This window comes from Bdellovibrionota bacterium, assembly GCA_035292885.1.
Taxonomy (GTDB): domain Bacteria; phylum Bdellovibrionota_G; class JALEGL01; order JALEGL01; family DATDPG01; genus DATDPG01.
This window is the reverse complement of the sequence record DATDPG010000173.1, coordinates 17,551-36,256: the sequence shown is the minus strand read 5'-3', so window position 1 is coordinate 36,256 and position 18,706 is coordinate 17,551. Positions and strand designations below refer to the sequence as shown.

Below are 18,706 nucleotides of genomic sequence, written 5' to 3'. Positions count from 1 at the left end.
TGAGATCTTAAGAAATTCTCCAGACGAAAAGAAGGACGCAACGGCGACGAGGAGTTGGTGTATGCAATGAGTTTCTTCGCCGGCGCGAGGTTTTATCGGCCTTCCGATTCAAAAATCTTCAAGCTGTTTTGGACAAGAGTGCCACTAACTTTCCTCTCACACTGGCTTACGCTACGACGATTCACAAAGCCCAGGGAGCGACACTCGACAGCATGGTCTGCGATCTCCGCCGCCTTTGGGAGCCGGGCCAGGCTTATGTGGCGTTAAGCCGGCTACGAAGCGGAGACGGCCTGACACTTACCGGTTGGGATGAATCGTCGATCCGCGTCGACCCTTCCGTCGTCGAATTCCATCGTCGTCTCGAAGATTCTTCACGTTCCGGCGAATCGCTCGGGTACCTTCAGCCCCCGCCCCAATAAATCCCGAGCAGGGTGCTTTCATTAAACCATTGGCCTCTCGGAACCAGAGGCAGCGAGATCGCGTACAAGACTACAAAATGTCCCGGTCGAGGACCGTTTTTCGGCCGGATTCTTTCGCGCGGCCTATCGCATCGTCGCAAAGCTTTCGGATCTTTCCGGAAAGCGATTTCATGACATCCGCGGAAGTGTTCATGTCCGCTTGCCGGCGAATGTACGCCTTCACTTTGGACGCGACGACGAGAACTTCCTGCTCCTGTTGTGGGGTTCCTGATTCCACGCTTGTCTCGCCGTCGGTGGTTTCATCGGTCGTTTTTTGTTCGTTCAACATATTCTCCCATTCTTTCTTCGTCGGTGATCGTGCCTCTTCCGCATACGCGTCTCGATGCCGGAGAATCGGCACATGCTGATCCCAGCACGTTACACTGCAGAAAACAACGCCGGTGCGGGATCGATTGCAAGTCGATACGCTGCATGCCCAGTAGCGCTGGTCGAAGCCAATCCGTTTCTTGCACGAAGCGCATCGCCGCCATGCCGGCTCAAGGGTACTCATCGGGCGGAGATCCTATCGCAGGTCGAGGACAATTCCCAAGATAACGGCGATGAATTGGCGACGCGGGGCGGTTGCAACGAAATATTCGTCAGTCGTTCTTACACATGCCCTTGCTTCGTGTCCCACGCTTACCTCATGCACCCTCTAATGCCCCGCGAACATGCCATACAAGCTATTGAAATCATTGCTTGCATTCTGGCCCTGGATTTGCTCTTAGACCGTCGGAGACTCGAATGAAGAAGTTTCTTTTACTTTTAATCCTCATCGCGACGACGATGGGTATCTCGTTTGCCAAGACACGGTCGGGCACGTCTCGGCCGAACCTCACGCTGCAGACAATGATGCAGTTATTTAAGAACGATAAACTTCGGCTGACCGCCAAAATGATTGCCGGCCCGAACGCTGACACGGAGGGGTATCAACTGAGAACCTATCCCACGGCGATCTGCTTTCATTCCGATGTAAAGCGGTCCACAGACCTTATTGGATCTACGCCGGGTATTTTGGAATACAACACAAAGGACTTGGGCATATTCTTTCGATCGGTTCCCATCGCCACAGGTCAGGCGTACGCTGAGAATCTCTATGACTTTTCAACTATCGTGGATGGGGTCGTCTATCGATTCTTTCGACAAAAGGATCGGGCCGTATACCCCGGTCGGATGACGGATGATCAGAGGCGGCAAGTGGATGAAGCACTGCGGGAACTTTGCAATGGTAAACACGACACTCTCAGATATGGAATTCAGTTTACCGTCTTCGACAACAACGCGGAGGAATCGGTGAATTCCGTACCGGTCTCGTTTGATCGTTTACGAGAGAAGGGGGCGTTCCGTGATCGTTGGGACACCTCACGCGACATTGCTTTCGATGTCTTCGCCGGACTCTTCCGGTCGAATCTTCTCCGGTCCGCTCCCGACCCTTTCAAGACCGCTTCTTTGCGCCCATTCCGCTGAACACCAGAAATCCCACGAATGCGACGATAAGGATCCCCGTGAACAGGATTGAGAGCCAGAAAATCCCCGCTTTTCCCCAGATCCAGCTGGCGGGCAGAAGAAGTAACAACCATCCGAAGAATAGATTCATGAGAAGCGGCGCTGCGTGAGACCATCGATACACTTCCCTCCGGTCGTCCGAATTGAGCAGGTCCTCGACCGGTTCGAGCTTTGCACCGCAATACGGACAAAAGAGCGGTCGTTCGTAGCGAATGATCTTTTCACACTTGGAACAGACGATTTTGTCTTCTTCGGACATTTAAACCCTTTAAAAAGTCGACATCTAACATGGATTTCCCTACGATTCTAAACACTTCTAGGGGACCTGTGACCAAGTCATTTAAGGAACGACTGTTCGACGAGTTTCGCGGCTTGCCGAGCTACCTGGTGCTCTTGACCGAGCTGGAGACGCTCCTTCAGAAAGACAACGCCCTGGGACTGCTTTACGTGGACGGCCGGCGCTTGGGCAAGATCGAGGAAAAATTCGGAAGCAAGCTCTTCGAACAGATCATGCAGAAAATCGCCACGGTTCTCATGGCGATGCGAGGGGTCACGATTCGAAACAAGGATCTGGTCACCGTCACTGAGGTGCAGGGGTATTCCTACATCATCTTCTTGTCGGAGACGCGGAAGGAGCAGACCGGACATGTCCTCTCCAAGGACGATGTCGAGATGGTTTGCGAGCGGGTCCAAAACTATCTCCACTCGACGCTCTTTTTTGAGCTTTACAACTATCTGAAGGGCCTTCCGAAAATCAACGTCGGTTATTCGTTCGTCGTCCACAATCCGATGATCCGTTCCCGGCGGACGATTTACAACCTGATCGACGAAGCACGGGAGATCGCCAAGCTGCATATGTCGCAGCTGGAGCTCAAGAATCGCGGCCGGCTCCAGAAAATCGTCCTTGAAGAAAAGATTTATACACTCTACCAGCCGATCGTCCGCCTCAAGGACATGTCAATCATGGGCTACGAAGCGCTCAGCCGGGGTCCCCGCAACTCGGAGATCGAGGCGCCCATCATACTGTTCACGCTGGCGGAGGAGACCGGCCTCGTCTTCGAACTGGATCGCCTCTGCCGAAAACGCGCGATCATCAACGCGAAAGGAAAGCCGAGGGGCCGCAAGCTTTTCGTCAATACGCTGCCCAACCTGATCTACGACCCCGATTTTGAAATGAGTTCCTTTCTCAAATTTCTCGAAGCCAACGAAATGCCGATTGAAGATATCGTGTTCGAAATCACGGAGCGAAATGCGATCGAGCAGTACTCGCATTTCAAACAGGCGATCAGTTATTACACCGAAGCCGGGATCACGATTGCGATCGACGATGTCGGCGCCGGCTATTCCAGCCTGGAAGCGATCATGGAAATCAAGCCGAGATACGTGAAAATCGACGCTTCCATCGTTCGCGGCGTCCATGAAAACCAGGGGAAAAAAGCGATGCTCAAAGCGCTGCACGCCCTGGCCAAATCGATCGACGCGGACACGGTCGCCGAGGGCGTAGAAACCGCGGAGGATTTTGACGTCCTCCGGGAATTCGAGATCGATTACGCCCAGGGATATTTCTTCGCGAAACCGGGACCGCCTTTCCCGGAACTGAATCTGAAAAACCTACCGAAGGCTTAGAACCGGCCTCATAAATGGGTTCGTCGCGAGCCCGAGCGAAAAGGCTGTCAGCAAGGCCGCAGGGGCCAAATGCCCGGAAGCGTACTCTCTGCAGTACGTTGAGGGCGTTTGGCCCCGAGAACGCAGCTGGCAGCCTTTGCAGCCGGGCGGAGCAGAAGCTATTTATGAGACCGGTTCCAATTCGTCGATCACGGCCCGGAGACGATCGATGCGGTCGGTGAAGAGGCCGTCTACGCCCCATTCGATCATACGGCGCATGTCGGAGACTTCGTTCACGGTGTATGCACGAACAGGTATTCCGGCTTGCACAAGCTGTTCGATCCATTTCTTCTTGAGCCGGCGGTACGAAAGATGTACGGCGTCGGCGTCCACGGCATGGACTTGTTTCAGAGGGACTCGAACCGGGGCACGCCCCAAAAGCAGCGCCGCGGATTGAGTTGGATCGAGCGCCTTCACCCGCCGAACGGCCTTGGGAGAAAACGACGAGATCACCGTGTGTTCGACGAGGCCCCTTTGGCGCAGCAGAGAAACGATTTTCGCCTCGATGCCGTCCGTACCGGTCCGGGAAACCGCTTCTTTCTTGATTTCGATGTTGAGACAGACCCTCTCCGCCGCAAGGTCCATGACCTCTTCGAGCGTAGGCACTTTCTCACCGGCAAACTCCCGCGAAAACCAGCTGCCGGCATCCAGTTTTCGGAGGTCTTCCAGCGTCAGCCGTTTCACCGAGCCATGGCCGTTCGTCGTTCTGCGAACCGTCGGATCGTGAATCACGACGGGGCAGCCGTCTTTGCTTAACGCAACGTCGAACTCGATCATGTCCGCTCCGGCATCGATGGCACGGCGGAAGGACGCCAGCGTATTCTCCGGGGCCGCTGTCGGGAAACCGCGATGTCCGATCGCCCAGACACCGTTTGATAAAGGCCGATGCGGCTTCGGTTGAAACCGGTGACTCGATTCAGAGCTCATGAAGAGGCCGCAGCCGAGATGTGGCGGCGCCGGGCCAGATCGTTGATCTCGTGAATCAGCGAAATATTTCGGAAGATATGAATCGTTTCGAGGCCGACGCCGTGCACATGGGCGATCAGCGCGAAATAAGCGCTGGCCACGTGAATGGTCTTCTGCACGACGCGGGCGTCGGCGGCTCCGCCTAAAATGAACGCAGCCATCAACGCCCCGGAGGAAAGAAGCATCCAGGGAAAGAGTTTTCGTTTGGTTTCAATCGTTCTGCGGCGGAACTCGTCCCGAATCTCCGGTTCCCATTCGGCCATGAAGTCCTTGATTTTTTTCCCGGTGCCGATGAAATAAAACATCGTCATCGTGTGGGCGAAGAGCGCCAACGTCACGGCGCTCAAAGCAAAGATGACATGCGTCTGAAGCGGGTTGGCCGTCTGCCACAGGCGAAGGCCCGAGCCGACCAGCAGGAAAACACCGACTAACGAGGTCCAGAGAAAACTCAACAGCGCATAGGGCATTTAATACCGCGGTATTGCCGGGTCGACGTCGGCCGACCAGGCGTCGATTCCGCCGGTCCGGCCGGGGATTTGGCGCAACGGGATCAGCTTCGCGCCCGGAATTCGGCAGTGGTCGTATTCGTTCTGTTCCCGCACGTCGAGAAGCACAAGCGGTTCTCCTTTATCCAAACGCTGTTTCAGTTCCGTCGCTGTGATCTCTTTCATGGTTTTTGCCTCCGATGGAAATTCCGGCCGACGCGTTAACCGTGGTGCTCCAAGTAGCGTTCGCAATCGATGGCGGCCATGCAGCCGGTGCCGGCCGCCGTCACCGCCTGCCGGTACGTAGGATCCTGCACATCGCCGCTGGCAAACACGCCTTCGACACTGGTTTTGGTCCCATCGTGCGGGACGATGTAGCCGACGTCGTTCATTTTGACCTGTCCTTCGAAGAGTTTCGTGTTCGGCTGGTGGCCGATGGCCACGAATACGCCCTGGCATTCCACTTCGAACGTCTGGCCGGTCTTGACGCTCTTGAGACGGGCCCCCCGGACTTCGTTGCCGCCTAGAATTTCCTCGATGACGGAATCCCAGACAAAATCGATTTTCGGGTTCTTCATCGCTTTTTCCTGCATGATTTTTGACGCTCGCAGCTGGTTCCGCCGATGCACGACGGTCACCTTCGACGCAAATCGCGTCAGGAACTGGGCTTCCTCCATCGCCGTGTCCCCTCCCCCGACGACCAGAACTTTTTGATTTCGGAAGAAGGCGCCGTCGCACGTTGCGCACGCGGACACCCCGTGTCCCATGAGGCGCCGCTCGGATTCCAAGCCGATCAACTTTGCCGTGGCTCCGGTCGCGATGATGACGGCTTTGGTCTCGTATTTCTCGTCACCCACTTCCACAACAAACGGCCGCCGCTTGAATTCAACGCGTGTGACATCCTTGGTTTCAATTCGCGTCCCGAACCGTTCCGCTTGTCTTCGAAAAAGCTTCATCAGCTCCGGGCCCATCACCGCTTCGGGAAAGCCGGGATAGTTCTCCACATCGGTGGTAATCATCAACTGCCCACCGGCCTGGTAACCCTCGAACATCAGCGGTTTGAGCAGGGCGCGTGACGCATAGATGGCGGCCGTCAACCCTGCGGGACCGGACCCTATAATGATGACATTCTCCATATGGCAGGGGCACTCTACTCAGCCGGGCCGTAGCCGACAAGATCTTCCGCCCCGGGCGGATAACACGCCCTGTTTGTCGGCGATTTAGATCGTGATATCGTAGAAATATGCCGAAAAACCTCGATAAACGGCAAGCCGGGCCGCGCGCAAAAGTCGAGCTGGACATCGATCTTTCGACGTACGGGAAGTACTACCTAACCAAACTGGAAAACGTGTCGATCGGGGGCGCGTTCGTCCGGACGAAGCAATTGCATCCGATAGGTACGGCGGTGAAGATGCGCTTCCGATTGCCCGGAGACGGGGCGCCGATTGAAGCCGATGGGCAGGTGGTCTGGACCTACCGGCAGACGGGGCAAAATGAACCGAACTCGAGCGGCATGGGAATCAAATTCACCGGAATCGAAGAAACGGATCGAGAACGTATCGCCAAATTCGTGGAACACGAGACTCGAAGTTTATAGTTTGCCGTCCTTCAACTGTTCCACCAGGTCGAGGTCCGCTTCCAAAAAGTCGAACGACGTCAATTCGGAAGGCCTGACCCACCGCAACTCCGCATGCTCGCGCGGATGCAATAACTCGCGCCCATCTAGAAAGCAGCGATAGAAAAGAATTTTGACCGAGAGATGGGAATAATCGTGGTCGATTTCGGCCACGCGGGCGCCGATTCTCGGCCGCACGTTTAGTTCCTCCTCCAACTCGCGAGCGAGCGCCGCTTCGTCCCTTTCATCCGGACGGACTTTGCCCCCGGGAAATTCCCATTTGCCGGGGAAGACGCCTTGGAAGGGTCGTTGGGCGATGAGGATTTCTCCCTCGCGCTCGATCAAGGCCGCCACGACACGCACTCGTTGGCTTCGGGTCATCAAGCTTCACCTTCTATGTCAGCTGGAATGAAGTTACAATTACCCTCGATATGCCGCGCAGGCCGCTCATCGGAATTTCGCCCCACATGATTCGAACCAAAACCCACCGGGAGTTGATCGGGACGTATCGAAGCTACGTGCGAGCCGTGGAAGCCGCGGGAGGCGATTGCATCGTCCTCACGCCGAACCGGCGGCATATTTCAAATTATCTCACGTTACTCGATGGACTTATGCTCACGGGGGGCGGGGACATCCATCCGAAGTTCTTTCGCGCAAGAATGCCGAAGGTTAAACTCGATCTCTCCCCGGATGAACGAACGCGCTTCGAGCTTGCGATAACCCGGGCATTCGTCCGGAACCGAAAACCGTTCCTCGGTGTCTGCTTGGGATGCCAAACTCTCAACGTGGCCCTTGGTGGCAATCTGATTCAGGACCTACCGAGCGAAAAACCGGGGACACGGGAACATCGAAAGGGGGAACATTGGATTCATCTTGCGGCGGGTTCCCGGCTCCGAAAAATCCTCGGGAGAACAAGAGTACGTGTGAATAGCCGGCATCACCAAGCGATCGGCCGGCCGGGGCGCCGGTTGAAAACGGTCGCCCTTTCCCCGGACGACGTCGTGGAAGCGATTGAAACGACGAACCGTACATTTGCCTTGGGAATTCAATGGCATCCCGAGGAAATTCCCCACCGATCCGAATCCCGCAAATTATTTCGGGCATTTATTCGCGCCTGCCAAAGACGCTCTTAGAGGCCTTGACAAACCGGCATCGGTGACTTTCTTCTCCTTAGAACATTTTCATGGGAGGAGACAAATGAACTTACTAATGAATTCATAAGTATACCCACATCTTGCGGCGTCTTTTGGCCTGCGACGTCGTCAGACTTCGCGGGAAAAGCCTCAACGTATCGCAGCGGATACGCCTCCGGTTTTCCCGCTTGTCTTCCTAGTCTCGGCTCAAAATCCGCTCGCAATCTGTAGACATACTTATGAACTCATTAGTAATTCGACGAAATGACGTATTGACCCGTCGCAATGATTGGGATCCTTTCGGATCTTTGTGGTTGGACATGGAGCGGCTTCTGGAAGACTTTGACCGGCCGTTTGCTCTGACACCGCTGGCCACGACCGAAACCCGGCTTTCGGGATACATCCCACGCGTGGACGTGGTCGAGTCGGAGAGCGACGTTAAAGTGACCGCGGAACTACCGGGGATGGAGGAAAAAGAGATCGACGTTTCCCTGTTCGAAAATCAACTGACGATTCGCGGGGAAAAGAAAGCGGAGCAGGAGGAAAAAGGGGAAACCCATTTCCGCGTGGAGCGAACGTTTGGCTCGTTTGGGCGGATCATTGAGCTCCCCTGCGCCGTTGCGGACGACAAGGTGGAAGCTTCGTTCAAGAAGGGGTTGCTGACGATCCGCCTGCCCAAAACGGTGGAAGCGAAAAGGCAGACGCGAAAGATCGACGTTACGTCGGACTAGAAAAAGCGGGCGACTACGGCTCGGTCCGGGCTGGCAGCGTCCAGGGACACCTTCCTGCTTGAACCAAGGAGTGGGGCCGATTCGGACCCGAGAAAAATGTTTACTTCTGTTTCCACCCGCCCGATATTGGCTCCACTCTTTTCTCTGAATTTCGATGCCAATGCGCCTTTCACGAATTGCGGCCTTGGGAGTGCTTTTTGCGTGCGGCTCGGTTCTCGCGGACGCAAACCTGGAACAGCTCGATCGGGCGATGAATCACCTCAAGGCGCGCCGCTACAAGCAGGCGATCAACGTCGCTCAGCCCTTGCTGGATCATCTTCTTCTCGACACCGTCGAGCAGATCATCCTGGCCCATCGCATCCTTGGAGTTTCTCAGTGCGAACTGGGCGACCAAACGAAGGCCACCGAGCATTTTCGGACGTTGCTGACGTTTTCCCCCACGGAAACGATCGACGATATCGCCGTAACGAAACCGTGTTCGAATCTCTTCGGCTCCATCAAGGGTGGAAAACCCCCGGCCGTCACAGCGACTACGGTAACAGCTCCACCGGCTGGTCCGGCTGCCGCTGTAACCGCTGCACCGCCGACAGAGCCCGCGCCCGCATCCCTTCAGGTCCAAGAAGCTGCCGCAACAGAAACGGATGACGCGTGGAAGCGTTACGTCCCTTTCGGCGTGGGCCAGTTTGCGAATGAACAAAAAGTCAAAGGCCTCGCATTCATGTCGACCGAAATCGCCGCGTTCAGCCTATCCATCGCGAGCATCATTCTATTTAACGAAGAGAAAGACAGTTCAGGAACGTTCGGCGACCCCGAAACCGCGGCCGTCTACCGCGCGATGTTCTGGAGCTCCCTCGGCGCCGGCATCGGCGTCGCCGCCTGGGGGATCATCGACGCCGTCATCGTCCACAAACGCCAAACGCAGGCCGCTTCGATTTCCGTCCGCCCCGACGGAGTCTATTACACGCGAAGGTTTTGAAGTTCAGATGACGCGCTTCCAGTGTTTTCGCGCGTGCCAAAGAACAGGAGAATGTCTCTCATTCATTCTTTTCCACTCCGACGGCGTGTAAACCAGGAGATCCACGGCGCCGTACCGATCCCATAGGTCCCCGAAGTCCCGTCCGCGTTCGGGCCATGCCCGCGGCGTGTTTGCCACGACGATCAGGTCCACGTCGCTCTCCCCGCTCGCTGTTTCGCGGGCATGGCTCCCAAAGAGATAGGCCTTTTCCACCCGTCCGCGAAGGTCACGTTGCAGCCGTGCCAAAAGGACCTTCTGCGTCCATCGAGACCTCTTCGGCCAGATGACACTTGCTGATTTTCTCATGATTTCATCCAACGAACCGCGTGAGCGATGAACAACTTGGCGTCTCGAAATGCGTCGCGCGCCTGGGTTTCGGTAAACGTCTCAAATGGAGCGCCGTCCGGCAAGGCATCGGGGTAGCGCCCCGAAAGATAGTATTGGTCCAAGACTTTGGCCGCCGCGATCAATTTCAAATTGACACCGAGTTCTTCGCACAATTTTCGCAGGCTATGTGTGATGACAGCCTTCGCACCTTTTGAATACAAGGTCGCCTTCATGGCTTTCTCCGCAGCTTGCTGACAGATGAAGCAGGTTTGCGAATAAAACCCGCCCTCCAACGCGACACGCGCAAACTTCAGGTCATTCTTGGCTTGTCGAAGCCAGTCCTGTGATCGATCTTCAGTCACGTTCGAAAAGTACCACGCGGTCGTCAGACGGTCTATCGAGTCGGGCCAACACGTCCTTCGGATCCAGTTTGTCTTTGAACCAGAGAATCCGCGCCGCGTCCGAGAAACGAGCTTCGTGGCACGCGAGTGTCTTGGATACCGCCACCAGCAACCTCACGCCTTTCACGGCGGCCAGTTTCTTTAGTTTTCGCTCCAGATAGCTCTCCGTCCAAAACCCGACGATTTCCAGATGAGCCACGCGGCCGTCCGGATGGCGGAACGTAAAGTCCGGGATCATCACCTGGCCGCCGAGATCGATCACCGTTCCTTCCCGCTCGAGCTTCCACGGAGACTCCAGCGCCAGAAACCGCTCGGAGAATTGGCGTTCGATTCGGCTGTCAAACTCCGGGTTCGGATTGTAGTGGCTCTTCAATCCCCACGACGGGTCGATCGAGAGCTTGTAAGTGGACCCGCGGATCTGCAGCGCCGCTTCGATCCGATAATCCTTGGCCAGCAATACGGCGGGGAGGAACTTCGCCATCCGAATTCCGTACCGTCTTGTTCGCCGCAGGAGCGAGACGGGCCCGTCGATGGCGAGCTCATACTTTCCAACTCCGAGCGACGTCATCGTGTACATCAGCTGGCCCAATCGAAGGTGCGTGAAGATTTTCCGCAGCTCCCCTTCAAATCGGCATTTCATTGCGGTGGCCGAATAAAGCAGTCCCTGCACCTGGGCGAGATTGTACCGGTCGACCAACCACTCCGGCTCGGGCCGCGTGAATTCGATCATCAGCCGCTCCTCGGGAAGATCGGCGAAGAGCGATGCCTCGACGTCCGGCACCGAAACCGAAAATTCCTCCGCTACGCTTCGCAAGACCCCCAGAGCCTCCTCCGATCCACGACGCACAACACCTCGCTCCGCCGCCCGGCGAAACAGTTCCTTTCGAACCTCCTCCGGATTGATCAGCGAATCCAAAAGAAAAACCGCCCGCTCTTCCAAAAGCTTCGAGAGTCCCCTCGCCACGACGACGTCCGATGTCGTCCCCTCCACTTCCAAAAGCGACCGGTCGAGGAGAGAACGTTTCTTCCCTTGGCTCAAGCGATAGGCATCGATCAGACGCGAGGCCAAAACTCGCGCCCGGCGATCCAGTCGATAGGGACGGATGTCTCCCCCCTCCGCGCGATATCGGAGAAGCTCACTGGTGAGCATTGAAAAGTAGCTCCTGTTGCGCCGCCGGACGCTTCCGCCGGAACGCCGAATCGTTTCGCCGCCGGTAGGAAAGACCCCGCTCCGCTTTGGTGATTACTTCAATCAGGAGCGCTTCTTTCCCAGGAAGCGGACGGAGAATCCTTCCCAAGCGCTGGACATGCTCACGACGGCTCCCGCTTCCACCCAAGACAATCGCGACGTCCGCCTCCGGAACATCCACGCCCTCGTTCAAGACCTTCGACGTCACGATCGCCCGGATTTTTCCCTCTCGAAACGACGATAAGATCCACCGGCGCTCCTTCGGCGACGTCAGATGCGTGATCGCGGGAATCAAATATTCTTTCGAAAGCCGGTAAACGAGGTCGTTATACTCCGTGAAGATCAATATCTTGCTGTCCGCGTACTGCCCCAATAGCTCTCCGACCAGCTCCACTTTCGCCGAAGCTCCCGCCACGACTCGCCTGGCCCTACGATGCGCCGCCAGCGCGCGCCACGCCCGGCCGTCCCGCGCCGCCAAATCGAGCAAGCTATCGAACGCCTTCCGCCCCCGAATCCCGGCCTGACGGAGGTACGTCCGATAGATCCGGTCCTGTGTTTCGAACTCCTCCTTTTCCACGACGGTCATCTCCACTTTTCGGATCTCGGTTCGATAGGAAGCGAGAGCCTCGCCCGAAAGTTCGTCGATCGACCGGCGGTAGACGACGGGGCCGACCCACTCGGACAGCGGCACGTGCCGGAAATCCCCCCGCTCGAACGTGGCCGTGAGGCCGAGTCGAAACGGCGCCACGGACATCTGCGCGATCTGTACGTAACTCGGCGCCGGCAGGTGGTGGACTTCGTCAAAGACCAGAAGCGCGAACCGGTCTCCGTAGCGATCGATCCAGCGATACGCGCTGTCGTATGTCGTCACGGTCAACGGTCGGATTTCGTGCTCGCCCCCTCCCAGTCTCCCGACCTCGCCGCCAAACGACTCGGAGAGGACCGAATACCACTGCGCCAAAAGCTCCAGCGTCGGCACGACCACCAGAGCCGACCGGCTCGTCCGCCCGATCGCCTCCACCGCCAGCCGCGTCTTCCCCGCGCCCGTCGGAAGAATCACCACCCCCCTCCCTTTTTCCACCCGCCACGCCGCCAGCGCCTCCTCCTGAAACGCCCGCAATAAAGGCGACACACGACTGGACCCGATCTTTTTCTGGAGAGTCGCGAATGGAAGAAACTCCGCCGCGAACGGAACCCCTCCCGCCCGGCAAAACGCCCTCAGATCGAAAAAGTGCATCGCCAACGCCCGCCAAAGCCCCACACGCGGATCCCAGCGGACGCACGAAGGGAGCTTTTCCACCCCCTCCGGATCGACGACGAGAGAACCCTGATCGAAGCGAAGCCGCACGCGCGCAGGCTAGCACGACTCAAGACCGACCGAGAACCAAACCAACGGGGTTCAACTCAAGATTCCGAACGGAGCCACCTCAAATTCACGCCAGAATCGTCGTTATATTTCAAATAGTTACCAGCGCCGAATTTGGCATTGCTCTTGATAAGCCGTCCGTCGCCGATGATCCATCACGAACCAAAAAGTCCTTTGCAGACCCGACGCCACGCTTTAGGCTGCCCGAATCCAAAAGGAGACAAGACAATGCATGAAATTAAATCCACCCTGGCAACTCGCGGAGCGCTCTCAATAGCTTTCCTCCTTTTACTTCTCGGCTGCGCAAACGACATAAAAGGGGAAAAGGGCGACACTGGGGCAGCCGGTCAAGATGCTAGCGCAGCAATCGCTGTATCGTTGCGGCGACCCGACTTCTATTCCAAGCCTGCCGACGCAAACGTCAAAGAACTGATTGTCCCGGCAACGAACGCCCAACCTTCCCGCGTGGCCATCAACGGAACGATTTATTCAAATAGCGCCAACGCGGTTCTCAATGTCGATAACTCTGTTCGAAACGGTATCGACGCTGGCACCGTGGCCATTAATTCACTTTATTACCTCTACGCCATCCCGGCCGAATCAGGAACCGGCTTTGACCTTATTGCTTCCCTGAATGATCCGAACTCCGGCCCAGTCGGTTTTGCAGGACAGGCAACTTATTTAGGTGCGTTCATCACCGATGGGGGAGGTGCGGCTGAAATCATCCCATTCACGTCGGTGGGTGGAAACGTTCAGATGAATCAAGGGAATTATGCGTTTGATGTCAACATTACGGAGACGACAATAGAACCCAATATAACGGAATACACGCTCAAAGTTCCGATCGGAGCGAAGATCGTTCGACTACGAGCGCATATGGTGAGCCCGACTCCTGACGATTCTCTGTCTTTGTCGTCCCACCGTGACTCATCCATAACCGCGCTAAAAGCCACTTCCGCGACTGGCACGATCTTCCAATATCTTTCATGGCCAATTACACACCCACAAAAAATATACGGCTATGTCACTCAGGCCGCCGATAACGCTTCTTTGAGAATTCTCGGTTGGATTGAAAACCCTGCTGAGTATCCGTAATCAGGTCCCATCAGTTCCTCGTCTCGACCCAAAATGTAATTAGGATTTGTCCCGGACAATTAACGGGTGTCGAATCCCGCCAAAATGACGACAACCATACGCAACAGTATCTCCGAATCCATAAGAATGCAGCGATTTCGAAGAAGGAGACAAGACCATTCAAAACGTGAATTCTCCCGTATTTCACGGAACCCTTGCACTCTTACAAACGACCAGCGCCGGAAGAGATTGCAACGACATTCTCCTCAGCGGTCTCCGAGTGCCCCTTCAATTTGTCCGCTTGTCGGATAATTTTTTTAAGGGCTTCCACCACCTGTTCATCCGACAAATCGTCGACTTCTCTTAGAAGCGCTGAAATCCAGCCTGAGATGATCGCTTCGGATCGTCGTTCCGGGTAGATGACGCTGATCTTCCGATTGTCTGTGGAATAAAGTCGCTCTGAGTCGTCCACCAGCTCTTCAGTTAATTTCTCGCCGGGACGCAACCCGATGTATCGAACCTGAACGTGATGCATGCCGGACAATTCGATCATCCGTTTTGCCAGATCAAGAACTCTTACCGGATTTCCCATGTCCAAAACAAATATCTCTCCTCCTTTTCCCATCCTCCCGGCAGCGAGGACCAGTTGCACAGCCTCTGGAATGGTCATGAAATATCGTTCGATCTCGGGATGGGTAACGGTCACAGGACCACCACTGGCGATTTGCCGCCTAAAAAGCGGGACCACGCTTCCCGCACTATCCAGAACGTTTCCGAATCTGACGGCCATATACTGCGTTCGTGAGCAACCGAACTTTTCCGAGAGCACGAGCTCGGCGATCCGTTTCGTATATCCCATAACATTGCATGGACTAACTGCCTTATCCGTAGAAATCAGGACAAACTTCTCCACGCCGTATTTCATTGCAAGACTAGTAACGATCTCCGTCCCAAGAACGTTGTTCTTGAGAGCTTCGCTTGCGTTGGATTCCATGAGGGGAACATGCTTATATGCCGCCGCGTGAAACACAATTTGAGGAGAATATTGCTTCATGATGTGTTCCACTCGCGCAGTGTCCGCAACATCTCCGATAAGGGAGATAGCAACGGTGTCTGGAAACCGTTCTCTCAGTTCACAGTCGATCTCGTACAGATGATATTCACTGCGCTCCAAGAGAAGAACTTGTTTGGGATGCCAACCGGCTATTTGCCGAACAAGCTCCGAACCAATAGATCCCCCCGCTCCGGTCACCAAAATGGTCTTGCCGTGGTAGAACTGCACCAGCTCAGGAGTTTCCAGTTTCACACCCGACCTCGGGAGGAGATCGGCGATTTCAATATTCTGAAATTGGAGTGGCGAGAATCTTCCTTCGAGAATGTCTTCGAAAGGCGGAACCCGCTTCAGCAGAAGTCCCGATCTTTCACAGGCATTATAGATATCCGTCAATTTTTCCTTGGAAAGCTTGTGGCAGGCAATGATCACTTCGTCGATCCGATGAATTCTGGCTAACTCTTCGACATCTGCAAGAGTACCTGCGACCGGCACCCCATGAATCTTCAAACCCAGTTTGTTTCGATTATCGTCGACGGCGATCGCAGGATCGTAGGAATGATTCATCCGACCTTGAAGTTCTTTAATTAGAGCTTGTCCGGAATCGCCGGCACCGACGATTAGAACTCGTTTCCAATATCGGATTCCGTTCCAACCGTGTCGTTCGAGAAGCAGCCGAGCGGACACGTGCGTACCGATCAAGAATCCTGGGAATAAAAAGCCGTCGAGCAGGTATACAGACCTTGGGAGATCCGTTCCTCCGACCAAAAACACGATGACGGCAAAGATCACGGACCCAGCGAGCGACGCTTTGCAAATATCGACCGCGTCTACAAGACTCATGTACCGCCATGATCTACGATGCAGCGCGAAAACATGCGCGGCAACCAACCTTACAACCAGCAATATCGGCAGTGTGTAAAGTAGGGTCTCCGATTCGGTTACAGGAATTGAGAACTCAAACCTCAGATAGAACGCAAACGCGTAGGCCCCGGCTCCAATGAAGAGCACGACAATACTGTCAATTATCTGACGGTAACTTGTGAACTTACTCATGGTCTGCACAGAATCTCATACGAATGAAATGGAAACCAGCAAGATCGGTGCCACGCACCCCAATTAAAATCGCATGTAATTTTAGGATATTAGACAGATTTGCGTGCATTGTCCCAGTTTTTTGACGATGAGATATTTCGGGCGTCAGAAATTTGGTATTCCATTTTACTGCACGTAACAGAACGAATCTGCAGGGCCCGTCTAGGCACGAACAGATTTCATGCGTTCAAGGTAATCTCGAAATATTGTGTAAAGTAAAATCAGGAATAGAGAGGTTATGAAAGATGTGATCACGATGACGAGCCGGTTTGGTTTGTATTTTCGAATCGGAGCCTTTGCCCAATCGATGACCTGAAAGTTGAGATCTTCCTTGGCTTCTTCGGCCTTAGCGAGTTCGTATTGCTGGGTTAAAAGCGAATTGACTTGAACCAACAGTTCCCGTCGAAGGGTCAGGTATTGCAGATAGACTTGCTGTGGAACATTCTTAACGATTCGCACTTTTTGAATTTTCTCTTGAACGCTGCGTGCTTGTTCCTGCAGATCTTGGGCCTTTTCTTGGGTTTCCTGAAGTGATTTCAGGGTCTGGGCCATCGGGCTCGGGTTGATGGGAGAGGAGGTCTGACCAACGATGGTCTGGCCCACAGTTTTCTGAAGGATTCCACTGGTCAACGATACATCGACATCTAACGTGGGTATTACGTTTGAGATTTTTTTTGTCGAATAAAATGCCGCCAGTTCCTTTCCCGATTCCAAAAGTTCCGCTTTGTTTCTCTCCAGCTGGTCCTCGAGAAATATCCGGTTTCGCTTCGCCACTGTAAATGTGTTCCCATTAATGAAATACGTTAGTTCCCGAATGTAATTGTTTACGATTTCTGCCGCAATACCTGGATCCGCAAGCTCTAATTTGATTTTGATGGTCTGCGCCTTCTTGTTGTCGGTGAAGGTCACGTGCTGAAAGAGTTTCGCCACGGCGTCTTCCATTGTTGGTTGGTCTTCGCCGCTAACCTTCCACTTTTTATGCTCTTGGTCCCAAAGTTTTGAGTACAGGACCTCCATGAGCCCATACTTCTCGATCATCCTTTCGGCCAATGTTCGACTGTTTAGGAGGGCAATGATCTGAACAGAAGAAGAGGACGTAGCTCCGAGATTCGCCAACAATGCACCAAGCCCCATTTGTGTAAGTGCGGCTGCCTGGAGCCCTCCACTTTTTGATCCACCAATCGGCATGATGGTCGCTTCGGCTTTGTAAATCTTTGGGAGCAACAACGAAATCAAGACAGAACACGCCGTCACAACAAGCACCACGGCCGTGATCATCCGCCAACGTCGGGCAATTATACGGAAATATTGTATGAGGTTGATCTCATCTTCCATGTATTCACGATCCATAAAGGTTTCAGGTTACGTCCCTACTTCCCTCGCCCTCCTTTAACACCGAGAGGTGTCAATTCTAAACCATATTGGCAAGGGAATGACTTCACTAGTTATTATTTATCGTTAATATCGTTGTCGTGATTCCCAAAACCGTTGTTGTCAGCGCCAAGACAAGGGCAAGGACGCTTTCGGCTGACATATATTTCTCTGGAACGAAGATCGTATTGCCAGGGTTAATTTGCGTTTCAGCTGTCCATGGCTGGCTTCCTCCCCCCGGTACTAACACTTGGATTTTTTTCACTTTGGCTAACCGTGTCGTTCCGCCAGCGAGAGTAAGATACTGCTGAATGTCGTAATAGGGAGTAAAGGGATACGGTCCAGGTTTCGCAACTGCGCCCAGCACAAAAATTCTTTCGTCGTACGAGGGGTAAAAGAGTTCATTATCTCCGGGTAAACTAGCTAGATTATAGTCAAATTTCCGGTTAGCGGTCAGGATATGAGGAAAGACGACCGTATCAGCGTCCCTAAGCAAGAACTGTTCTCGCCTTACTTTATTGTTTTCGACCTCAACGACCTCCTTCCCTTCATCACTGATTCGTATCACTTTGATCGGGGCGGAAATCCCCATTCCGGGCGTGGGACCACCGGCCAATTTCAAGAGATCCTCGAGATTTTTTTCGTCTCTCAATTCATAATTTCCAGGTCTCTTGATTGTCCCTTCAATCAGAACGACGTTGCGTTGTAATGGCACGCGTACCACGTCATTATCTAGAAGGTACGGATTCGCATCCAAGTTTCCATAGAGTTCAAAGGATAAGTAATCAATCCCGCGTTCCCTACCCCCCCGCCTCAACGCAATCCGACGCCTGGACCCTTGGCCTTGAATTCCACCCGCCTTGTCCAGTGCCTCGGACAGGCGGCTTGATGCAGGTACACGATAGGTCCCAGGTTTATGAACTTCACCCAGGACGTGAACCTGATAAGTAAGTCCCATCTGAGTCGATCCTGGCATCATAAAACCAGGAGCTTGCTGTTGCAGTTTTTCTTGAGGAAGAATCGCTTCTTCCTTCCTAGTTCCAAAGCTCGATCCCTCTATTCTGCGTGGTTGCAGAATTCTCTGCGCCTGTTCAGGCTCCTGTGCTGATGCTGAGAGGCCAGGTTGCGTTAATAGAATCGCGACCAAGCAGCCGCAAAGTTTCTTCTTTATTGAGCTCTCCATATTTTCGTACTGAAAATGGCTTATGCCCGTAGCAATGTCATCCAGTTTTGTCAAAGAAAGCGTAAAGCTTTCAGC

22 protein-coding genes are annotated in these 18,706 nt (G+C 54.3%); 8 read left to right on the top strand and 14 right to left on the bottom strand.

Translation table 11 applies throughout. The annotated features are described in order from the left end of the window. Positions 1-128 precede the first annotated feature (128 nt). Positions 129-419: a helicase C-terminal domain-containing protein gene (locus tag VI895_12745; GenBank protein HLG20667.1), complete on the top strand. Its 291-nt coding sequence runs from the start codon at positions 129-131 to the stop codon at positions 417-419. A 70-nt stretch (positions 420-489) separates the two neighbouring features. On the opposite strand, the gene VI895_12740 is transcribed toward VI895_12745, so the two are convergent. After that, positions 490-969 carry a hypothetical protein gene (locus tag VI895_12740; GenBank protein ID HLG20666.1) on the bottom strand — a complete coding sequence of 160 codons (480 nt, stop codon included), beginning with the start codon at positions 967-969 and terminating at the stop codon, positions 490-492. Positions 970-1,202: 233 nt separating this feature from the next. Here VI895_12740 and VI895_12735 point away from each other — a divergent pair, with 233 nt between their 5' ends. After that, on the top strand, positions 1,203-1,925 hold the full coding sequence (locus tag VI895_12735; GenBank protein HLG20665.1) for a hypothetical protein: 723 nt from the start codon (positions 1,203-1,205) through the stop codon (positions 1,923-1,925). Here VI895_12735 and VI895_12730 read toward each other — a convergent pair. Beyond that, the gene (locus tag VI895_12730) at positions 1,894-2,223 is read right to left on the bottom strand and encodes a hypothetical protein (GenBank protein ID HLG20664.1); all 330 of its coding nucleotides are present in this window, start codon (positions 2,221-2,223) and stop codon (positions 1,894-1,896) included. The two genes, VI895_12735 and VI895_12730, sit on opposite strands and share 32 nt — an antisense overlap. A gap of 68 nt (positions 2,224-2,291) precedes the next feature. On the opposite strand from VI895_12730, the gene VI895_12725 reads away from it, so the two are divergent. Then, complete coding sequence (locus tag VI895_12725) at positions 2,292-3,590, top strand: EAL domain-containing protein (protein ID HLG20663.1); 1,299 nt, start codon at positions 2,292-2,294, stop codon at positions 3,588-3,590. Positions 3,591-3,752: 162 nt separating this feature from the next. Here the strand turns inward: VI895_12725 and VI895_12720 are convergent, their stop codons facing one another. From VI895_12720 to trxB, 4 genes are read right to left on the bottom strand one after another with little or no spacing between them, the layout of a single operon-like run. Next, the gene (locus tag VI895_12720; protein ID HLG20662.1) at positions 3,753-4,556 is read right to left on the bottom strand and encodes a glycerophosphodiester phosphodiesterase family protein; all 804 of its coding nucleotides are present in this window, start codon (positions 4,554-4,556) and stop codon (positions 3,753-3,755) included. Beyond that, entirely contained in the window at positions 4,553-5,062 is a 510-nt protein-coding gene (locus tag VI895_12715) for a hypothetical protein (protein ID HLG20661.1), read from the bottom strand. The genes VI895_12720 and VI895_12715 overlap by 4 nt, the downstream gene beginning before the upstream one ends. Further along, complete coding sequence (locus VI895_12710; protein ID HLG20660.1) at positions 5,063-5,266, bottom strand: rhodanese-like domain-containing protein; 204 nt, start codon at positions 5,264-5,266, stop codon at positions 5,063-5,065. Between the two features lie 35 nt (positions 5,267-5,301). Continuing rightward, positions 5,302-6,216: a thioredoxin-disulfide reductase gene (gene trxB / locus VI895_12705; protein ID HLG20659.1), complete on the bottom strand. Its 915-nt coding sequence runs from the start codon at positions 6,214-6,216 to the stop codon at positions 5,302-5,304. A gap of 107 nt (positions 6,217-6,323) precedes the next feature. On the opposite strand from trxB, the gene VI895_12700 reads away from it, so the two are divergent. Next, positions 6,324-6,677: a TIGR02266 family protein gene (locus VI895_12700; protein ID HLG20658.1), complete on the top strand. Its 354-nt coding sequence runs from the start codon at positions 6,324-6,326 to the stop codon at positions 6,675-6,677. On the opposite strand, the gene VI895_12695 is transcribed toward VI895_12700, so the two are convergent. Next, the gene (locus VI895_12695; protein ID HLG20657.1) at positions 6,672-7,076 is read right to left on the bottom strand and encodes a (deoxy)nucleoside triphosphate pyrophosphohydrolase; all 405 of its coding nucleotides are present in this window, start codon (positions 7,074-7,076) and stop codon (positions 6,672-6,674) included. The two genes, VI895_12700 and VI895_12695, sit on opposite strands and share 6 nt — an antisense overlap. A 50-nt stretch (positions 7,077-7,126) precedes the next feature. Between VI895_12695 and VI895_12690 the strand changes: the two genes are divergently transcribed. The 3 genes from VI895_12690 (at position 7,127) to VI895_12680 (ending at position 9,535) form a co-directional block, all read left to right on the top strand. After that, a complete protein-coding gene (locus VI895_12690; protein ID HLG20656.1) occupies positions 7,127-7,828 on the top strand; it encodes a gamma-glutamyl-gamma-aminobutyrate hydrolase family protein in 702 nt (233 codons plus the stop codon). Positions 7,829-8,148: 320 nt separating this feature from the next. Then, on the top strand, positions 8,149-8,559 hold the full coding sequence (locus tag VI895_12685) for an Hsp20/alpha crystallin family protein (GenBank protein HLG20655.1): 411 nt from the start codon (positions 8,149-8,151) through the stop codon (positions 8,557-8,559). Between the two features lie 160 nt (positions 8,560-8,719). Further along, on the top strand, positions 8,720-9,535 hold the full coding sequence (locus VI895_12680) for a hypothetical protein (GenBank protein HLG20654.1): 816 nt from the start codon (positions 8,720-8,722) through the stop codon (positions 9,533-9,535). Between the two features lie 3 nt (positions 9,536-9,538). On the opposite strand, the gene VI895_12675 is transcribed toward VI895_12680, so the two are convergent. From VI895_12675 to VI895_12660, 4 genes are read right to left on the bottom strand one after another with little or no spacing between them, the layout of a single operon-like run. Continuing rightward, a complete protein-coding gene (locus VI895_12675; GenBank protein HLG20653.1) occupies positions 9,539-9,880 on the bottom strand; it encodes a nucleotidyltransferase domain-containing protein in 342 nt (113 codons plus the stop codon). Then, entirely contained in the window at positions 9,877-10,263 is a 387-nt protein-coding gene (locus tag VI895_12670) for a HEPN domain-containing protein (protein ID HLG20652.1), read from the bottom strand. Before VI895_12670 ends, VI895_12675 begins: the two co-directional genes overlap by 4 nt. Further along, positions 10,256-11,452, bottom strand: a complete 1,197-nt coding sequence (locus VI895_12665) for a DUF790 family protein (GenBank protein HLG20651.1) — start codon at positions 11,450-11,452, stop codon at positions 10,256-10,258. Before VI895_12665 ends, VI895_12670 begins: the two co-directional genes overlap by 8 nt. Beyond that, entirely contained in the window at positions 11,439-12,839 is a 1,401-nt protein-coding gene (locus VI895_12660) for a DEAD/DEAH box helicase family protein (GenBank protein ID HLG20650.1), read from the bottom strand. The genes VI895_12665 and VI895_12660 overlap by 14 nt, the downstream gene beginning before the upstream one ends. A 165-nt stretch (positions 12,840-13,004) precedes the next feature. Between VI895_12660 and VI895_12655 the strand changes: the two genes are divergently transcribed. Next, positions 13,005-13,952 (top strand): hypothetical protein, encoded by a 948-nt coding sequence (locus VI895_12655; protein ID HLG20649.1) that lies wholly within the window; start codon positions 13,005-13,007, stop codon positions 13,950-13,952. A gap of 202 nt (positions 13,953-14,154) precedes the next feature. Here the strand turns inward: VI895_12655 and VI895_12650 are convergent, their stop codons facing one another. From VI895_12650 to VI895_12640, 3 genes are all read right to left on the bottom strand, one after another. Further along, entirely contained in the window at positions 14,155-16,038 is a 1,884-nt protein-coding gene (locus VI895_12650; GenBank protein HLG20648.1) for a nucleoside-diphosphate sugar epimerase/dehydratase, read from the bottom strand. Between the two features lie 201 nt (positions 16,039-16,239). Further along, on the bottom strand, positions 16,240-17,427 hold the full coding sequence (locus tag VI895_12645; protein ID HLG20647.1) for a Wzz/FepE/Etk N-terminal domain-containing protein: 1,188 nt from the start codon (positions 17,425-17,427) through the stop codon (positions 16,240-16,242). Between the two features lie 91 nt (positions 17,428-17,518). Then, on the bottom strand, positions 17,519-18,685 hold the full coding sequence (locus tag VI895_12640; protein ID HLG20646.1) for an SLBB domain-containing protein: 1,167 nt from the start codon (positions 18,683-18,685) through the stop codon (positions 17,519-17,521). Positions 18,686-18,706 lie beyond the last annotated feature (21 nt).